A 16,592-nucleotide genomic window follows, 5' to 3' on the forward strand; every position below is an offset into this window, starting at 1 on the left:
TCGTAAGGATTGCAGCGCAAGATCATTAAAGCTCCGAACCGGCGCAATCACGCGCAGAGGGAGTGCAGGTCAACGGACTAGCGTCAAGTTGCCGTCCGGGGAAGGAAAAAGCGGCACCCCGTTTGGGTCTTAACGAAAGTTATAGATCGCTAATTCAAAATGATATAGTCCCACTCTGGAACGGGATGCATTGTGGAGATTTCTCGGGTGTCATACGAACAGACGGGTAGTGCTTGGCTCGGTGGTTTCGCGCACGACAACGCCAACCCGGACAATCTCAACCAACTTGCCCTGTGGTGCGAGGAACTCACCTCCGCCGAACAGCGCGCTGGTTTCGAGCGCATTCTGCGCGAAATCTCGGACCTCGCATCGGGTCGTGGCGAAGCGGCTTCGCAGTGGATTTCCCTGCTTGCGGATTCCGGCGCATTCGAAAGTGCCGCGATCGCGATGATCCCGCAGTCGGCAATCTATACCGGCGGGCGCATGAAGGACGGATCGTTCGTCGCTCAGGTCATTCTCGATGGCGGCGTTGGCGCGCACTCGCGCAATGCGCAGAGCATTTCGATGGCCTGGCTTGCGGCGCTGCTGCGGGCTCTTGCGCGCCGCTCGGTCGAGAACCGTACCCGCAACGCTCACTGATCGCTTTCCAGCGGCAGGCAGGCATGGAAAACCGGGCTTCGAGCCCGGTTTTTTGTGCGTTCAGACGGGGCGCCTTGCGATCAGGCCTTCTCGAGCGTGCATTGCAAAGGGTGCTGGTTCTGCCGCGCGAAGTCCATGACCTGGTTCACCTTGGTCTCGGCGATCTCATAGGGGAAGATCCCGCAGACGCCGACGCCGCGCTGATGAACATGCAGCATGACCCGCGTCGCCTGTTCGAGGTCCATGTTGAAGAAACGCTTCAGGACCATCACCACGAATTCCATCGGGGTGTAATCGTCGTTGAGCATCAGCACCTTGAACTGGCTCGGCTTCTTGGGCCGGGCGCGGGTCTTGGTGGCGATGCCGATCTGTTCGTCGCCACCCGGACCGCGTGTGTCCTCGTCGCCCGCGCAGCGCTGGGGAACGGACAGGTCCGGAAGGGCGAGGCGATGGATGCTCATGATCGGTAGAATATCGCATTCCCCGCAACGAACGACAAGGGGCCGTGAAGCCGACCGTCGCAGATCGCTGGCCGCATGTCCCTTGAACAAGAAAAACGGACCGGACGACCAGCGCCCGATCCGCAATTCTTCGCATTCCTGACGGACGGGGCGTGCAGGCCGCCCCGCGCCGGCGTCAGGCGGCGTGCTTGATCTTTTCCACCGCGAGGCTCACGCGGGTCGAGATCGGCTGGAACGCCTCGTTGGCGAGCTTGAGCATGGCTTCGCTGTTCTTCGACGTGGCGGCGACCGCTGCGTCGAAGTTCTTGCGCAGCAGCGCCGACTGCTTTTCGAAGAATTCGGTCGGCGACTTGACCGAGGCGAGATCCTTGACATCGGCCGTCATGGTTTCGAATGCCGACTTGGTTTCCTCGACGTAGCCCTTGGTCATTTCCTGCAGGCCGCTGGCGAGGATCTTCGACGATTCGACGACCGCTTCGACGTTGCCCTTGGCAAAGGTGCCGGCATCGCCGAACGCGGCCTGGCTCTTCTCGAGAGCGGCCTTGGCCTTTTCCTGGGCGTCCTTGAACGCGTTCTGGATCTTGTCGGTGAATTCGGTGGTGGTGGTAGCCATTGCGAACAGTTCCTTCCTGGGCGCGGTCTTGCCTGCGCCGATTGTTTTCACGCGAGGAGTGGCGGTGAACGGACGCTTGTTCGCGGGCTTCACCGCAGGCTTTGCCGCTGCCGCAACGGGCTGCTTGGCGGCGCCAGCCTTCGAGGGCTTGGCAGGGATGGCACGAACCGGCTTTGCCTTTGCGGGCTTGGCCACCTTCGTTTCTGCCACCGTTGCCGATGCTTCGACCGGGGCGGGCTTCGCCGCCGGCTTCGCGCTCGCCTTGCGGCCGTTGCCCTTGCGCTTGGTGGCCGGGACGGCCTTGATCGCGGGGGCGGGTGCAGACGCGACGGGCGCTTCCGCTTCGATTGCGGGAATCTCCGGCAGCGCGACAGGTGCTTCCGTGACCGGAGCGGGTTCTGTCAGGCTATCCTTCACTTCATCGACCATCGTAGCGGCTCCTGCTTCCAGGCAGCGACTGACCATCAAAGGCAGATCGCCATCCTTGTTGCAGTGCACAAAATAGTTCAATTGCGGTCCGAGTCAAGGATTATTGTGCGGTGCACAAAACCATAATGGACCTACGTCGCTGGCTAACGGCTCCGCACGTAGCGGCCCGGCGCGTCCTCGATAACCTTGTCGCCCTTTCCGCCAGGATTGCGCCTGCCGGTCGCGCGGACCTTGCCGTCGCTCTGCCCGGCGATCCATTCGATCCAGTCAGGCCACCAGCTGCCCTTGGTTTCCTTGGCCCCGGCTACGAATTCGTCCAGCGTGGCAGGCGAGGCGGGGTTCAGCCAATACTGGTACTTGCCGGATTCCGGCGGGTTCACCACGCCGGCGATGTGCCCTGAGCCGGCAAGCACGAACTTCCACGACCCGGACAGGTGCCGCGTCAGCTTCCACACGCTCTGCGGCGGTGCAATATGGTCTTCACGGCCCGCCTGGATGTAGCACGGCGTTGCAATGCGGCGCAGGTCGACGGGCGTGCCGTCGACGGTGAGCGCGTCGGGCATCACCAGCCGGTTGTCACGGTAGAGATCACACAGATAGGCCTGGTGCCACCGGGTCGGCAGGTTGGTCGTGTCGCCATTCCAGTGGAGCAGGTCGAACGCCGGGTACTCCGATCCCAGCAGATAGTTGTTTACGACGTAGTTCCAGATCAGGTCGGTGCCGCGCAGCGCGTTGAAGGTCGCCGCCATGTACCGTCCGTCGAGATAGCCGTCGGTCGACAGGCTCTCGAGCATCTTGAGCTGGCTGTCGTCGATGAAGTTCCGGAGGTCGCCCGCATCCTCGAAATCGACCTGCGCGGTGAAGAACGTCGCGCTCGCCACCTTGTCCGCTTCGTCGCGCCGCGCCAGGACCGCCAGCGTCGCGGCAAGGGTCGTGCCTGCCACGCAGTAGCCGATGGTGTGGACGGCGGGCACCTTGAGCCGCTGGCGGACGTGGTCGATCGCCTCGATCTGGGCGCGCACGTAGTCGTCCCACACGATGTCCGCCATCGAGGCATCGGCCGATTTCCACGACACGACGAACACGGTCAGTCCTTGCGCCACGGCCCAGCGGATGAAGCTCTTCTGCGGGTTGAGGTCGAGGATGTAGAAGCGGTTGATCCACGGCGGGAAGATCACCAGCGGCGTCTCGAACACTTCGTCGGTCGTCGGTGTGTACTGGATGAGCTGGAACAGCGGGGTCTCGTAGACGACCTTGCCGGGAGTGACCGCGATGTTCCGGCCAAGCTCGAACGCCGCGGGATCGGTATGGGTCAACTGGCCCTTGCGCAGGTCGTTCAGGAGATGCTCCACCCCCTTGACCAGGTTTTCGCCCCGGGTCTCCATCGTCCGTTCGATCACGACCGGGTTGGTCAGCGGGAAGTTGGCGGGCGAGAGCGCGTCGGTCACGACCTTGGTCGCAAAGCGAAGCTGCTCCTTGCGCTCGGGCGACAGGCCCTGCGCTTCGTCCGCCATCTGCTGGAGCCTTTCTGCAAGGAGCAGATAGGTCTGGTGGATCAGCGCGAAGGCCGGCTGTTCGCGCCAGCGCTTGTCGGAAAAGCGGCGATCCTTGCGGGGAAGCTCGGCGCCTTCTCCATCGGGCCTTGCTCCGCCGGCGAACTGTCCCATCACCGTGCTCCACAGCGCCATGCTGTCGTTCCACAGCTTAGCCTGCGTCTCGGCCTGCGCGATCGGGAGTTGCCCGGCCATCGAGAAGAACGTCTGCGTCCACTTGCCGATGTCGCCCATCCGCGCCAGCAGCGGCTCGACATGGCCAGCCTGTTCGGCGCTGAAATCGAGCCACATCTTCTGCAGCTTGGCCGCAGACATCGCCCAGTGCTGGATTTCCGTCGGATCGGTCGCCGCCATCGAGGGCGCGAGCGGCGCGAACATGGCCCGGAACGCTTCGCCCTGCTGGCGCAGGAGATCTTCGAAGACGATCGAATCAGTGCCCGTTTCGCTTGTCATTCGTGTCCCCAGACGTTGCGCCGCTTCGACTATACACGTCATGTTACACCTTGTTAGCCCCGTCTTGTCCGGTGCGACGCCCGTCGAGAGCAAGGTTTCCACCGCTGGCCAATTGGCGTAAGGGCCGGATTGCGGCGATCCTGCCGCGTTCATTCGACGAGTAACCAAACCGTGGACGAAGAATTCTACCGCATGAAGCGCCTGCCGCCCTACGTCATTGCCGAAGTCAACGGCATGCGGGCCGCCGCGCGCGCCGCCGGTAGGGACATCATCGACCTCGGCATGGGCAACCCGGACCTGCCGCCGCCCCAGCACGTGATCGACAAGCTGTGCGAAGTGGCGCAGAAGCCCGATGCGCACGGCTATTCGGCATCCTCGGGCATCCCGGGCGTGCGCAAGGCCCAGGCCAACTACTATGGCCGCCGCTTCAACGTAGATCTCGATCCCGAGACCGAAGTGGTGATGACGATGGGTTCGAAGGAGGGCCTGGCCAGCCTCGCAACCGCGATCACCGCGCCCGGGGACGTCGTGCTGGCCCCCAATCCCAGCTATCCGATCCACACCTTCGGCTTCATCATAGCCGGGGCGACGATCCGTTCGGTGCCGACCACGCCTGACGAGCGCTATTGGGATTCGCTCGACCGCGCGATGAAGTATTCGGTGCCGCGCCCCTCGATCCTTATCGTCAACTATCCGTCCAACCCGACTGCGGAGACGGTAGACCTCGCCTTCTACGAACGCCTTGTTGCCTGGGCGAAGGAGAACAAGGTCTGGATCCTGTCCGACCTCGCCTATTCCGAACTGTACTATGACGGCAATCCGACCCGCTCCATCCTCGAGGTTCCGGGTGCGAAGGATGTCGCGGTCGAGTTCACCTCGATGTCCAAGACCTTCTCGATGGCAGGCTGGCGCGTTGGCTTTGCGGTTGGCAACCAGCGCCTTATCGCGGCGCTTAAGCGCGTGAAATCCTACCTCGATTACGGCGCGTTCACGCCGATCCAGGCTGCCGCCTGCGCAGCGCTGAACGGCCCGCAGGACATCGTCGTCAAGAACCGCGAACTCTACCAGAAGCGCCGCGACGTGATGGTGGAGGCATTCGGCCGCGCCGGATGGGAAATCCCCAGCCCCAGCGCATCGATGTTCGCGTGGGCGCCGTTGCCGCCGGCACTGACCCATCTGGGCAGCCTCGAGTTCTCGAAGCAGCTTCTTACCCATGCCGAAGTCGCGGTTGCCCCGGGCGTTGGCTATGGCGAGGACGGCGAAGGTTTCGTGCGCATCGCGATGGTCGAGAACGAGCAGCGCCTTCGCCAGGCGGCGCGCAACATCAAGCGTTACCTGCAAAGCATGGGCGTCAACGCCTCGGCGGCCTGAAGCCCTTGGCAGCATGACAGGAAAACGGCCCTTTCCGCACCTGCGGGGAGGGCCTTTCGCTTTACGGCGATCGGTCAATAGAGGAAGCTGGACCCCGCCGCCGGGCTTGGGCAACATCGGCGCAATCAGCAAGAGAGCGGATGCCGAACATGAACTTCCACGACCGCGTCAGCGTTACCATCGAAGACCACGTCGCCCACGTCCTGCTAGACCGGGCGGACAAGATGAACGCGCTCGACGATGCCATGTTCGAAGGCATCGTTGCGGCGGGCCACCACCTCCATTCCGTGAAGGGCGTCCGTTGCGTGGTGCTTTCCGGTGCCGGGCGGTCGTTCTGTGCCGGCCTCGACCTTTCCAGCATGGGCCGCACCGACCGCTGGAGCGGCAATTCGCTGACCGAGAGGACGCATGGCAATGCCAACCGCGCGCAGCAGGCGGCGATGGTCTGGCGCAAGCTTCCCATGCCGGTGATCGCCGCAGTCCACGGCGTATGCTTCGGCGGCGGTCTGCAGGTTGCCAGCGGCGCCGATATCCGCTTCATCACGCCGGACGCGCGGCTGGCGGTGATGGAAGTGAAGTGGGGCCTCGTGCCTGACATGGCGGGCTATGCGCTCTGGCGCGGCAACGTGCGCGACGACGTCCTGCGCGAACTGACCTACACCCACCGCGAATTCAGCGGCGAGGAAGCGGTGCGCTTCGGCTTTGCCACCCACGTCGCGGACGATCCCCTTGCCGGCGCCATGGAGCTTGCCAGGGTCGTCGCGGAAAAGAGCCCCAATGCCGTGCGCGGGGCCAAGACGCTCTCCAACCGGGCGCCGGACCTCACCGTCGACGATGTGCTCATGGCCGAATCGATCGCCCAGCACGAGCTGATGTATAGCCGCAACCAGATGGAAGCGGTGAAGGCAGGCATGGAAAAGCGAGCCGGGGATTTCGTCGATCCATGACCCTGACGGCAATGACCCAGGTTAAAGGTCCGGCATGAGAGCCATCCACGATCCCCACGGCGCGCTGGCCGGCGGGCTTGCCGCCATCCGCGCGCAGTACCAGATCCCGGCAGGCTTCACGCCCGAGGTTCTGGCCGCTGCCGAGGCCGCCGCGCAAAAGGCGCCTGCCGGGCACGCGGATCGCACCGAGATACCCTTCGTCACGCTCGATCCGGCCAGTTCCACCGACCTCGACCAGGCCTTCTGGATCGAGCCATCGGGAAGCGATCTAGTCCTGCGCTATGCGATCGCGGATGTCGCATGGTTCGTGAGCGACGGCGATGCCGTGGATGCCGAGGCCTGGAAGCGGGGCGAGACGATCTACCTTCCGGAAGGCAAGGCGGGTCTCTATCCCCCGATCCTGTCGGAACGCGCCGCCAGCCTCCTGCCAGATGGTCCGCGGCCTGCGGTCGTGTTTACGGTGAGGCTCGGCAGCGATGGCGAATGCCGCCTGGAAGGCGCCGAGCGCGCAATCGTCCGCAGCCGCGCAAAGCTCGCCTACGACAACGTTCGCGACGAGGACATGCCAGCCGGCTTCGCCGAGTTTGCCGCGCGGGTGAATGCGGCCGAGGCTGCGCGCGGAGCCGCCCGGGTCGATCCTCCGGAACAGGAGGTCGAACCTTTGGGCGACGGCCGCTACGCCCTGCGCCTCCGTCCACTTCTGCTGTCGGAAAGGCGCAATGCCGCACTTTCGCTGGCGACGAACCTTGCGGTCGCCGATGCCTTGCAGACGGCGGGCACGGGGCTGTTCCGGGTCATGGCCGGGCCGAGCGCGAAGGCCATGGCGCGTCTTCGCTCGACGGCGGCCGGTCTCGGGCTGGACTGGCCGGCGGACATCGACCTGAAGGCGCTCGAACGGACGCTCGACCAGAAAAATCCGCATCACGCCGCCTTCATGCTGGCGGTGCGCCGCGCCGGGAACGGGGCAGGCTATGCGCCGTGGATACCTGGCGTCACCCCCTGGCACGAGGCAGTGGCGGCCACCTATGCCCATGCCACCGCACCTCTGCGTCGACTGGCGGACCGGTATGTGATCCGCGCGGCCCTTGCGGTCATGGCGGGGCGCCCTGTACCTGCGGAGGTCGAGGATGCCTTTCGCCGACTTCCCGCGGTCATGGCCAAGGCCGAGGCGACCTCCGGCCAGATCGAGCGGGCAGTTATCGACCTGGCCGAGGCGGTGATGCTTCAGGGCCGGGAGGGCGAGCGCTTTGCCGCTTGCGTGACCGACATCGATGGCGACTCGGCGCGCATCCACCTTGCGGACCTGCCTGTCGTCGGCCGAACCCGAATTCCCGGGGCGACGCCTGGCCAAAGGGTCGACTTGCGCCTTGACGGCGTCGATCTGAGCACGCGACGGCTTACTTTCAGCGCCGCCGACTGACGATCATGCCCGTGATGCAAGAACCCCTTGCGGCATTGCCCGCTTCCGGCTAACCGCGCCAAACCACGCAGCTCCTGCGATCGAGGCCCGATGGCGGAGTGGTTACGCACCGGACTGCAAATCCGTTTACGCCGGTTCGATTCCGGCTCGGGCCTCCACACATATTATGCCTTCAAATCGGCCACCACACCGCAGGCGAGTTTGCCCCCAGAGTGGGGCGTTTCCGGGGATTATTGCCACTGTGAATCGGACGCACGGAGACAGAGAGCGCAGCGCGATTCCGGGCTCGAACCGCGTCTATGTGACCCGAAGTCTCCGAGCGCAAAACAGCAGCGACGGTTTTGAAGTTTTTCAAGCGCACGGCCAGTTGGTGCTTGAGAAGGACGCACAAGTTTTGTGACCTGACGGCCAATTAGGTCGAGCTAATCTGTCCGTTGTTCACCGAGCATGTCCCTGGAGCTGAGCCTTGGGAGCCGTTCGACAATTGCGGCGCATGGATCCCAAGTTAAATCTTAACGGTGCCGCGCGCAGGTGGAATTTCGACCGAATCGATCCTTCGCCGGGAATGTCGATGCACCGAATAGCAATCGCCTCGTTCGCAATCCTTCAGCTTGCCTCGCCGGCATTTGCACATGGGGGTGGGCTAAACGCACAGGGTTGTCACAACAATCGCAAGACTGGCGACTATCACTGTCACCGAAGCTCAAGCGGGGCTCAAGCGCCGCGCTTGCCACCGGTCCGATCAGACCGTAGTTCGTTCCGGAATTGCAGTGAGGCGAGAGCTGCAGGTGCTGCGCCTGTATATCGTGGCGATCCTGGATACGGGCTCAACCTCGATCGTGATGGCGACGGAGTGGGCTGTGAGCCATTTCGCGGACGTTAGAAATGCCAGGCCTATCTCGATGAAGCACAACACCGGCTGGGAATAACCGCTAGATTGAGGATCGGTATCGGCGGTACCCGGTCGATGGCGGGATAGCTGTGTGGCACAGTCTATGGCGACCGCTCCAGATTGCGCTGACCACCGGTTTTAGACCTCAACCGTCACTTTGAGATACTTCGCTGGAATTATCGTCTGCCCGGAATTCCCCTGGTTCTGTATTTCGAACGCCGTAGCCGCGGGGCGCTTGAATGACGAGGGCTGGGACATTTCTGCCGTTCACAGGTGATGTGTCGAATGGCAAGTCCTGCCATGAGCCGACGTCGCGCGCTGCGCCGACCGGCTATCAGACATCGACCGAGGCTGCGCCGGCTGCCTCCAGACCGCTTCCGGGCGAGCGACCCCGGAAAGCCGCCGCTCACTCAAAAACAGGCGTCGAGGATAAGACAGATTGGGGTGGGAAAGGCATTTCATCGTCTCACCAAAAACATCACTTCCAAGATTCATGAAAGTATGATTTTCTATTTTCATGAAACTTGGGGAAACGGCGGGCGGAGGCGGTGATGAGCATCTCCAGATCCAGGTTCCTGCGGCGACCAAACGCGATCTCGGCCAGCGCGCGCTCGATACCCGTGAGCCGATCCGCATGGTCGTTCTGAGGGCGTTGGCGGCCTACGGCGTGACGGTGCCCGAGGGCGCGATCACCGATCGGCGGAAGCGCAGCTAATGACTGACGATTTCGAAGCGCTGACCGTCGATCAATATGTTCGTGAGGCCGCGCGGACCGACCAGCGCAAGGGACCGGGAACGATCGGCTTCACTATGTTGGGTCTGGTCGGCGAGACCGGCAGCCTGCTCGCCGAAGCCAAGAAGAAGCAGCGCGATGCCGCATCCTACCTGGGCTATGCCGAAGCTGTCGCTGAGGAGATTGGTGATGTGCTCTGGTATCTGGCCGCAGTGGCGCGCCGGCATCGGCTGGCGCTGAGCGATATCGCCGCCGCGGCGCTGATCACCGACGGCGTCTATCGCGCCGGGGACAATGCTGCCCTCAGCCTGCACGCGTTACAGCCGGCGCATATAAACTGCTCGTCTTTGCCGATCTTGACGGGTTAAAGAACCTGAATGACGAGATGGGCCATGAGATCGGAGACAACGGCCTTCGGGATTTCGCGGACCGTGCCAGAAGCGCAATTCGGAAGAATGACCTCTTCGCCCGGATCGGTGGCGACGAGTTCGTCTTCTTAGGCTCAGGACTCACTGATCACAGCCAGAAGAGCACGGTGGCGGCGAGTGCGAGGGCGGAGAAGAAGACGGTTGGACAGCGGTCGTATCGCGTTGCCACGCGTCGCCAGTCCTTGAGACGGCCGAACATGATCTCGATGCGGTTGCGCCGCTTGTATCGGCGCTTGTCGTATTTGACGGGGATGGAGCGGGATTTCCGGCCCGGAATGCAGGGCTTGATGCCCTTTTGCTCAAGCGCGTCCCTGAACCACTCGGCATCATAGCCCCGATCGGCAAGCATCCACTGTGCCTTGGGCAGGTCGTCGAGCAGGGCCGCTGCGCCGGTGTAATCGCTGACTTGGCCGGCCGTGATGAAGAAGCTCAGGGGGCGGCCGTTGGCATCGGTTATCGCGTGAAGCTTGGTGTTCATGCCGCCCTTGGTCCGTCCGATCAGACGCCCGAGATCCCCTTTTTTACCCCAAGGCTAGACGCCGTGCGGTGGGCCTTGAGATAGGTCGCATCGATCATGACGGTCTGCGGCTCGGCCCTCTGGGCGGACAGACCTTCCATCATCCGGCCAAACACGCCCATCGCGCCCCACCGTTTCCAGCGGTTATACAATGTCTTGTGCGGCCCATACTCCCTTGGCGCATCCCGCCAGCGCAGGCCGTTCCGGTTGACGAAGATGATCCCACTCAGAACCCGCCGGTCGTCAACCCGCGGCTTGCCGTGGCTCTTGGGGAAATACGGCGCAAGCCGCGCCATCTGCTCGTCCGTCAGCCAGTACAGGTCGCTCATGCTCAGTCTCCTCGCGGAGCCTGAATCACATCCCCCTCAGCCAATCAATGGGTCCTGAGCCTAGCGGTCTGTTCTTCATGCGACAGCAATATCTTAAATCTCTTCCGCGGTTTTTCGCTTGCTCCCCGAGTCAATCGCAAATTAGTGTGCACGCCCTAATTGGGCGAACTATGTGTAGGTTCGTAGTGCATTTTACGCGGACTTAACGGAGGCTGGCAATAAATGAATACCCGGGATCGTATCGTCGTCGGCGCGCGTGCCCTCTTCAACGAGCATGGTTATGGAAGCTTCACGACAGCATCCCTTGCAGCGCAGCTAGGCTCAGGACGCATTGATTGGCTGTGAGCGACGTGATTCGACGACGCGCTCAAGCAAAAGGGCATCAAGCCCTGTATACTAAGCCGAAAATCCCGTTCTTTTCCCGTCAAATACGACAAGCGCCGATACAATCGGCGCAACCGCATCGAGATCATGCTCGGCCATCTGAAAGACTGGCGTCGCGTGGCGACTCGCTACGACCGCCGCCCAACCGGCTTCTTCTCCGCCCTCGCTCTCGCAGCCACCGTGCTCTTCTGGCTGTGATCAACGAGTCCTGAGCCTCGGGGCTATTCAGCATTCAATCTTCAGGCGCTACGCGAACGACCAGACCGCTCATCGCGCTGCCCAAGGTAATTTGGCACGACAGGCGCGAGTTATGCCGGCGGTGGTCAGAGCTTTCCAGCAGGTCGTCCTCGTCAGCGCCGCCTACCTCATCAACACCGTCTGGGCCGGCTTCGACATAGATGTGGCAGGTGGCGCAAGAACAGCAACCACCGCACAGGGCGAGCAGTTCGTCGAGACCGTTGTCTCGCAGGGCTTCCATCACTGACATGCCAGGGCTGGCCTGAAGGGTAAGTTTGGTGCCGTCGCGCTTGACGACTTTCAGATCAATCATCGCGTGCTTACTCATTAAGGAGACGTTCCAGCCGAAGCATCGGATGGTCAGGCCATTTCGAAGCCTTCGTAATCGCAATAGGCGACCTGCTCGCAGCGTCGGCGGTACTCGGGGCCTCCGCCGACGTAGACCAGCGTTCGGCGCACCACGCTGCCGTCCGGCTTGTGGGTGACCTTGATCCACCAGGCGTTGGTTTCAGCCATCAGCGTTCGTTCGAAATCGCGATAGATCGCCTCGGTCCAGGCGGCCTCGGCTTCTTCGGTCGGCTCGGCAACCACGAACCCGCGCGCTGCCATGTAGAGCAGCATCTGGGTGACCCATTCCGCCTGCAACGCGCCGCAGACGCCGACGTTGCAGAAAGCCGAGCCATTGTGAGGTCCGACCAGCGCGAAGAAGTTCGGGAAGTTGCGCGTCTGCAGACCGAGGTAGGTCGTCGGACCATCGGCCCATGCCTCGATCAGTCGCTGTCCGTCACGCCCGCGGATGTCGATGCGGTCGAGCGAGCCGGTCACGCCGTCGAAGCCGGTCGCGAAGATGATCACGTCGACTTCCAGCAGTTCACCGCCGATGATCACGCCGTTCTCGACAAACTCATCGATTGGTGCGGCCTTGAGATCCACGAGGTGGACGTTCTCGCGGTTGTACGCCTCGTAGTAGTTCGTCTCCATGGGCACACGCTTGGAGCCGAACGGATGGTCGGTGGGGATGAGCTTCTCTGCGACCTCCTGGTCCTTGACGCGCTGGCGGATCTTCCTGGCCACGAAGTCGGCAAGGAACTGGTTTGATTCCCGGCTGAGAAGCAGGTCGCGAAACCCACTCAGCCAGATGCCGTAGCCCGGCTGGTCGTAAAGCCTTTCGAAGAATTCCTCGCGCTCTTCGGCCGACACCTGCGACGCCTTGCGCGGATCGCGATGGTAGGGGAACGCGGTATCCGTCGTCTTCACATACTCGAGGATCGTCGGATATCGGGTGCGGATGAGGTTCATGTCCTCGTCGCTGAGCGGGGTGTTGCCTAGAGGGGTGCACCAGTTCGGGTTGCGTTGCAGGACGAACAGCTCTCCGGCGGTTTCCGCTACTATCGGAATGATCTGCACCCCGGTCGCGCCGGTGCCGAGAACGGCAACCCGCTTCCCGGCGAAATTCATGCCTGCAAGGTTGCCCTGGTCATCCCGGGGCCAGCGCGAGGAATGGAACGCCTCGCCCTTGAAGAGGTCTATCCCCTTGTAATCGGGCATCTTCGAAGCGGATAGCGGGCCGGTGGCGGATATGAAGAAGCGGGCGTGGACGATCTCGCCGCTGTCCAGCGTGATCTGCCACCGCTTTTCGTCATCGAGAAAGTGCGCGCTCAGGACCCTGGTCTTGAACCTGTAGTGGCGGCGGACGTCCATCGCGTCCGCGGCGGCATTCACATAGCGGAGCATTTCCGCCTGTCCCGCGAATCGCTCGCTCCACTTCCAGTCGGGGATGATGCCGGTGAGGGCGAAGTAGCCGTAGGCGTAGCTTTCCGTGTCGAGGCGGCATCCCGGATAGCGATTCCAGTACCAAGTTCCCCCGACGTCGTCCGCAGCATCGACGCCAAGCACCGACATGCCGTTCCGGTCGAGGAGATAGGTCTGGTAGATGCCCGTGACACCTGCGCCGACAACGACTGCATCAACAACGATGGGAGTTCCTGATTCTGACATTGCCATTCCTCAGCCTTGTTTCGGCGCTGCGTTCAGGGCTCACGGCCCGTTCTTGAATCTATAAAATTCACCTAATCAAAATTAGGTTATGTTGCAACAGGAATCCGGAGACTTCTCGGGTTCCCTAACTATATGGCGAAAATGCTTGAAATTACGCCGGGTTTCTCAGCGTCGCACATGGCGTTTTATGCGGACTTTGCGAAAATGGAGGTTAGGTTTGTGCCTATTCGCCGGTCCAGTTCGGCTGACGGCGTTGCGCCCATGCCTCACTGGCTTCGCGCCGATCCCTGCTGTGGGCGTAGCGTTCGATTCTCGGGTAGCTGAGGGAAACGGCCGCCTGCAGGGGGGCTTGCAGTCCGGTCAGGGCCGCTTCCTTGGCTGCCCGTGTCACGAGTGGGGAGCAGGCGAGGACTTTCGCCGTCCAACGCTCGACCGCATCGTCGATCTGCGTGAACTCGACGATCTCGTTGACGAGCCCGAACTGGTACGCCTGCTCATGGTCCAGTGGCTCGCCTGCGACGATCATTGCCATTGCAACATGGTGAGGCAGCTGCCGGATTGCGCGGTGGACGACGCCGCAATGTTCGATCACGCCGGCGCGCGCTTCGGGCAGCGCGAACCTTGTGCCCTTTGCCGCGACGATGATGTCCGCGCACATCGCCAGTTCGAACCCCAGGCCGAGAACGTGGCCGTGGACGGCGCAGATCAGCGGCTTGCTTACCGGACGCAGTTGTCCGCCGATCCCAGTAAGTCCTCCTCCGAACGACAGCCCCTCGTAGCCCGTCGGCGGTGCGTTCATGTCGCCGCCCGCGCAGAAGGCGCGTTCGCCCTTTGCGCGCAGGACGATGACCCAGACGTCGCTGTCGGCTTCAAGCCGCGCCCAGGCATCGCCGAGCAGCCGGTCCATCTCGTCGTCGATGGCGTTCAGGGATTCGGGCCGGTTCAGGGTGACGTATCCCACCCGCCCGGAGGCGACCGTTTCGACCGAAGCCATCGTTCGGCGCCCTCAGTGGGCCAGCATGCCGGCATCGACCAGATGCTCTGAGCCGGTGATGTAGGAGGACTCGTCCGAGGCCAGAAAGAGCACGAGGTTCGAAACCTCGGACGGATCGGCGATGCGGCCCAGGGGGATCTGTGCGAGCGCTTCGCCGCCTACCTCGTCGGTTGCCTCGACCATCATGGGGGTCTGGATGAAGCCCGGGTGCACCGAGTTGACGCGGATGTTGTGCTTGCCGAACTCGACCGCAGTTGCCTTGGTCATGCCGCGGACCGCAAACTTGCTGGCAACATAGGCGAGGCTTGGGAAGCCGTAGTTTGCGGCCATGCCGGCGATCGAGGAGATGTTCACGATGGAACCCCTGCGGGCCTTTACCATCACGGGCAGGACGGCGCGCATGCCGAAGAAGACCGAGTCCTGGTTTACCGCGCAGACCTTGCGATATCCTTCGTCGTCGAGGCTGTCCGTCGGCGCCATGGGGCCAAGGATGCCCGCGTTGTTGACGAGGATATCGATCGTCCCAAACTCTCGAACTGCGGTTTCGACGACGGCATTCCAGGATTGTGGGTCCGTGACGTCCTGCTTCAGGAACACTGCGTTGTCGCCCAGTTCTGCGACGAGGGCCTTTCCGGCCTCCTCGCTGAGATCGGTCAGCACGACCCGGGCGCCTTCCCGGACAAAGGTGCGCGCATGGGATTCGCCCATCCCGCGTGCCGCGCCGGTGATGATCGCGACCTTGCCATTCAAGCGTCCCATCAAACTCTCCTTCAACATGTGGTGCCTAATCTTGATTCATGCCATGATACCGATTCATCGGCGCGACGCAACGCTCCGTTGGCTGATGGCTTGGTCTGCGCATCGCTGCGCCAAAATTGCCGAAAACCCTAGTTAAAATTTATATTTATGCCATTTTCGCCCTTGGACGCTCCAAGAGGAGATCAGGAAGTCGGGTGGGTGATGGCGGTTGAATAAATGGTCTAGACTAATTTTGATTAGTCGAATAGCGTCGCTGAAAATCACGGGAGTCGCCGAAGCTCGCGGTGGCGGTCGATGTTGAGAGGAGATCACGGATGAAAGGCAGGGCGACTGTCCTCGTGGGGGCCAACCGCATCGAGACATGGGAGATCGACGTCCATTCGCCCGAACCGGGGGGCGCGCTCGTCCGCACTGTCCTCGGCGGCGTCTGTGGCAGTGACGTTCACATCATGACCGGGGAAGCCGGCGAGATGCCTTTCCCGATCATCCTTGGGCACGAAGGTGTTGGCGAAATCGTCGAGCTGGGGGCTGGTGTCAGCACCGACTATGCAGGCGTCCCGGTCAAGCCCGGGGATCTTGTGGTGTGGTCACCGATCGCGCTGTGCCACCGCTGCTATTCCTGCACGATCCTTGAGGAGACGCCCTGCGAGAACAGCCGGTTCTTCGAGGATGCGTCAAAGCCGAACTGGGGAAGTTACGCCGACTTCGCGTGGTTGCCGAACTCGATGCCGTTCTATCGGCTTCCTGACGGTGCGATCCCTGAGGCGGTGGCGGCTCTAGGTTGCGCCCTGCCGACGGTCCTGCGAGGCTTCGATCGCTGTGGTCCAGTCCGTTTTGGCGACAGCGTGGTGGTGCAAGGCGCCGGCCCGGTGGGCCTTTCGGCCGTCCTTGTCGCGGCGCAGGCCGGCGCGCGCGAGGTGATCGTGATCGACGCCGCGCCCGCGAGGCTGGAGGCGGCGGTCAAGCTTGGCGCAACCGCCACGGTGTCGCTCGGCTTGCCGCAGGACGAGCGCAAGCGCATGATCTACGACCGGATCGGCAAGCAGGGGCCCGATATCGTGATCGAGGCGGCGGGCGCATTGCCGGCCTTCCCTGAAGGCGTCGACATCAGCGGCATCCACAGCCGCTACATCATACTCGGGCTTTGGGGGGCAATCGGCACGCAACCCATATCCCCGCGCGACCTTACGCTGAAGAACCTCACCATCGGTGGAGCATCGTTCCCTGCTCCGAAGAACTATTACCATGCGATGCAGTTTGCAGCGCGGGTGCAGCACGAAGTCCCGCTCGCCGAACTGGTCAGCCACCGCTTCGGCATCTCGCAGGCGGCCGAAGCCTTGCATGCCACCAAGACCGGAACCGCGACCAAGGCGGTCATCGACCCGTCGATCAGCTGATCGAACGAGCCCGGCCGGACAGAATCTTAAGGACAGGA

At 62.7% G+C, this 16,592-nt stretch carries 17 protein-coding genes, 1 tRNA gene and 2 pseudogenes; 12 read left to right on the forward strand and 8 right to left on the reverse strand.

Features of this window, described 5'->3' with window-relative positions:
• Nucleotides 1-207: 207 nt before the first annotated feature.
• A complete protein-coding gene (locus tag SARO_RS02490) occupies nt 208-639 on the forward strand; it encodes a hypothetical protein (RefSeq protein ID WP_011444159.1) in 432 nt (143 codons plus the stop codon).
• 80 nt (nt 640-719) lie between these two features.
• Here SARO_RS02490 and clpS read toward each other — a convergent pair whose 3' ends face one another.
• The 3 genes from clpS to SARO_RS02505 form a co-directional block, all read right to left on the reverse strand.
• Nucleotides 720-1,100, reverse strand: a complete 381-nt coding sequence (gene clpS / locus SARO_RS02495; protein WP_011444160.1) for an ATP-dependent Clp protease adapter ClpS — start codon at nt 1,098-1,100, stop codon at nt 720-722.
• 175 nt (nt 1,101-1,275) lie between these two features.
• The gene (locus SARO_RS02500; RefSeq protein ID WP_011444161.1) at nt 1,276-2,142 is read right to left on the reverse strand and encodes a phasin family protein; all 867 of its coding nucleotides are present in this window, start codon (nt 2,140-2,142) and stop codon (nt 1,276-1,278) included.
• Nucleotides 2,143-2,285: 143 nt separating this feature from the next.
• A complete protein-coding gene (locus SARO_RS02505; RefSeq protein ID WP_041549985.1) occupies nt 2,286-4,148 on the reverse strand; it encodes a PHA/PHB synthase family protein in 1,863 nt (620 codons plus the stop codon).
• Nucleotides 4,149-4,319: 171 nt separating this feature from the next.
• On the opposite strand from SARO_RS02505, the gene SARO_RS02510 reads away from it, so the two are divergent.
• The 8 genes and pseudogenes from SARO_RS02510 to SARO_RS21445 all read left to right on the forward strand — a co-directional run.
• On the forward strand, nt 4,320-5,519 hold the full coding sequence (locus SARO_RS02510) for an LL-diaminopimelate aminotransferase (RefSeq protein WP_041549989.1): 1,200 nt from the start codon (nt 4,320-4,322) through the stop codon (nt 5,517-5,519).
• A gap of 140 nt (nt 5,520-5,659) precedes the next feature.
• On the forward strand, nt 5,660-6,466 hold the full coding sequence (locus tag SARO_RS02515) for a crotonase/enoyl-CoA hydratase family protein (protein ID WP_011444164.1): 807 nt from the start codon (nt 5,660-5,662) through the stop codon (nt 6,464-6,466).
• Nucleotides 6,467-6,500: 34 nt separating this feature from the next.
• Nucleotides 6,501-7,886 carry an RNB domain-containing ribonuclease gene (locus SARO_RS02520; protein ID WP_011444165.1) on the forward strand — a complete coding sequence of 462 codons (1,386 nt, stop codon included), beginning with the start codon at nt 6,501-6,503 and terminating at the stop codon, nt 7,884-7,886.
• A gap of 84 nt (nt 7,887-7,970) precedes the next feature.
• Nucleotides 7,971-8,044: transfer RNA gene (locus SARO_RS02525), tRNA-Cys, on the forward strand.
• Between the two features lie 413 nt (nt 8,045-8,457).
• Nucleotides 8,458-8,769 carry an excalibur calcium-binding domain-containing protein gene (locus SARO_RS20475; RefSeq protein ID WP_083760938.1) on the forward strand — a complete coding sequence of 104 codons (312 nt, stop codon included), beginning with the start codon at nt 8,458-8,460 and terminating at the stop codon, nt 8,767-8,769.
• Between the two features lie 526 nt (nt 8,770-9,295).
• Entirely contained in the window at nt 9,296-9,493 is a 198-nt protein-coding gene (locus SARO_RS02530; RefSeq protein WP_041549991.1) for a hypothetical protein, read from the forward strand.
• Nucleotides 9,493-9,879: a nucleoside triphosphate pyrophosphohydrolase family protein gene (locus SARO_RS21440; protein WP_011444167.1), complete on the forward strand. Its 387-nt coding sequence runs from the start codon at nt 9,493-9,495 to the stop codon at nt 9,877-9,879. Before SARO_RS02530 ends, SARO_RS21440 begins: the two co-directional genes overlap by 1 nt.
• Nucleotides 9,880-9,896: 17 nt before the next feature.
• Nucleotides 9,897-9,995 (forward strand): annotated as a pseudogene (locus SARO_RS21445) (diguanylate cyclase domain-containing protein); the annotation flags it as partial.
• Nucleotides 9,996-10,027: 32 nt separating this feature from the next.
• On the opposite strand, the gene SARO_RS20490 reads toward SARO_RS21445, so the two are convergent.
• A protein-coding gene (locus tag SARO_RS20490) for an IS5 family transposase (protein WP_086000187.1) occupies nt 10,028-10,785 on the reverse strand; the annotation gives its coding sequence in 2 pieces (ribosomal slippage) (nt 10,028-10,452 and nt 10,452-10,785; 759 coding nt in all).
• A 222-nt stretch (nt 10,786-11,007) separates the two neighbouring features.
• Here SARO_RS20490 and SARO_RS21695 point away from each other — a divergent pair.
• Together SARO_RS21695 and SARO_RS21700 are read left to right on the forward strand one after the other, a co-directional pair.
• Entirely contained in the window at nt 11,008-11,130 is a 123-nt protein-coding gene (locus SARO_RS21695) for a TetR family transcriptional regulator (RefSeq protein WP_083760754.1), read from the forward strand.
• 9 nt (nt 11,131-11,139) lie between these two features.
• A pseudogene (locus tag SARO_RS21700) lies at nt 11,140-11,367 on the forward strand (IS5/IS1182 family transposase); the annotation flags it as partial.
• 34 nt (nt 11,368-11,401) lie between these two features.
• On the opposite strand, the gene SARO_RS20505 reads toward SARO_RS21700, so the two are convergent.
• From SARO_RS20505 to SARO_RS02560, 4 genes are all read right to left on the reverse strand, one after another.
• Nucleotides 11,402-11,719 (reverse strand): 2Fe-2S iron-sulfur cluster-binding protein, encoded by a 318-nt coding sequence (locus SARO_RS20505; protein WP_083760940.1) that lies wholly within the window; start codon nt 11,717-11,719, stop codon nt 11,402-11,404.
• Between the two features lie 47 nt (nt 11,720-11,766).
• Nucleotides 11,767-13,404, reverse strand: a complete 1,638-nt coding sequence (locus SARO_RS02550; protein ID WP_011444171.1) for a flavin-containing monooxygenase — start codon at nt 13,402-13,404, stop codon at nt 11,767-11,769.
• 223 nt (nt 13,405-13,627) lie between these two features.
• Complete coding sequence (locus SARO_RS02555) at nt 13,628-14,398, reverse strand: enoyl-CoA hydratase-related protein (RefSeq protein ID WP_011444172.1); 771 nt, start codon at nt 14,396-14,398, stop codon at nt 13,628-13,630.
• 12 nt (nt 14,399-14,410) lie between these two features.
• Entirely contained in the window at nt 14,411-15,157 is a 747-nt protein-coding gene (locus SARO_RS02560; protein WP_011444173.1) for an SDR family NAD(P)-dependent oxidoreductase, read from the reverse strand.
• Between the two features lie 314 nt (nt 15,158-15,471).
• Between SARO_RS02560 and SARO_RS02565 the strand changes: the two genes are divergently transcribed.
• Nucleotides 15,472-16,554 (forward strand): zinc-binding dehydrogenase, encoded by a 1,083-nt coding sequence (locus SARO_RS02565; protein ID WP_011444174.1) that lies wholly within the window; start codon nt 15,472-15,474, stop codon nt 16,552-16,554.
• The last annotated feature ends 38 nt before the right edge of the window (nt 16,555-16,592 follow it).

This window comes from Novosphingobium aromaticivorans DSM 12444 (genome assembly GCF_000013325.1).
GTDB classification, from domain to species: Bacteria; Pseudomonadota; Alphaproteobacteria; order Sphingomonadales; family Sphingomonadaceae; genus Novosphingobium; species Novosphingobium aromaticivorans.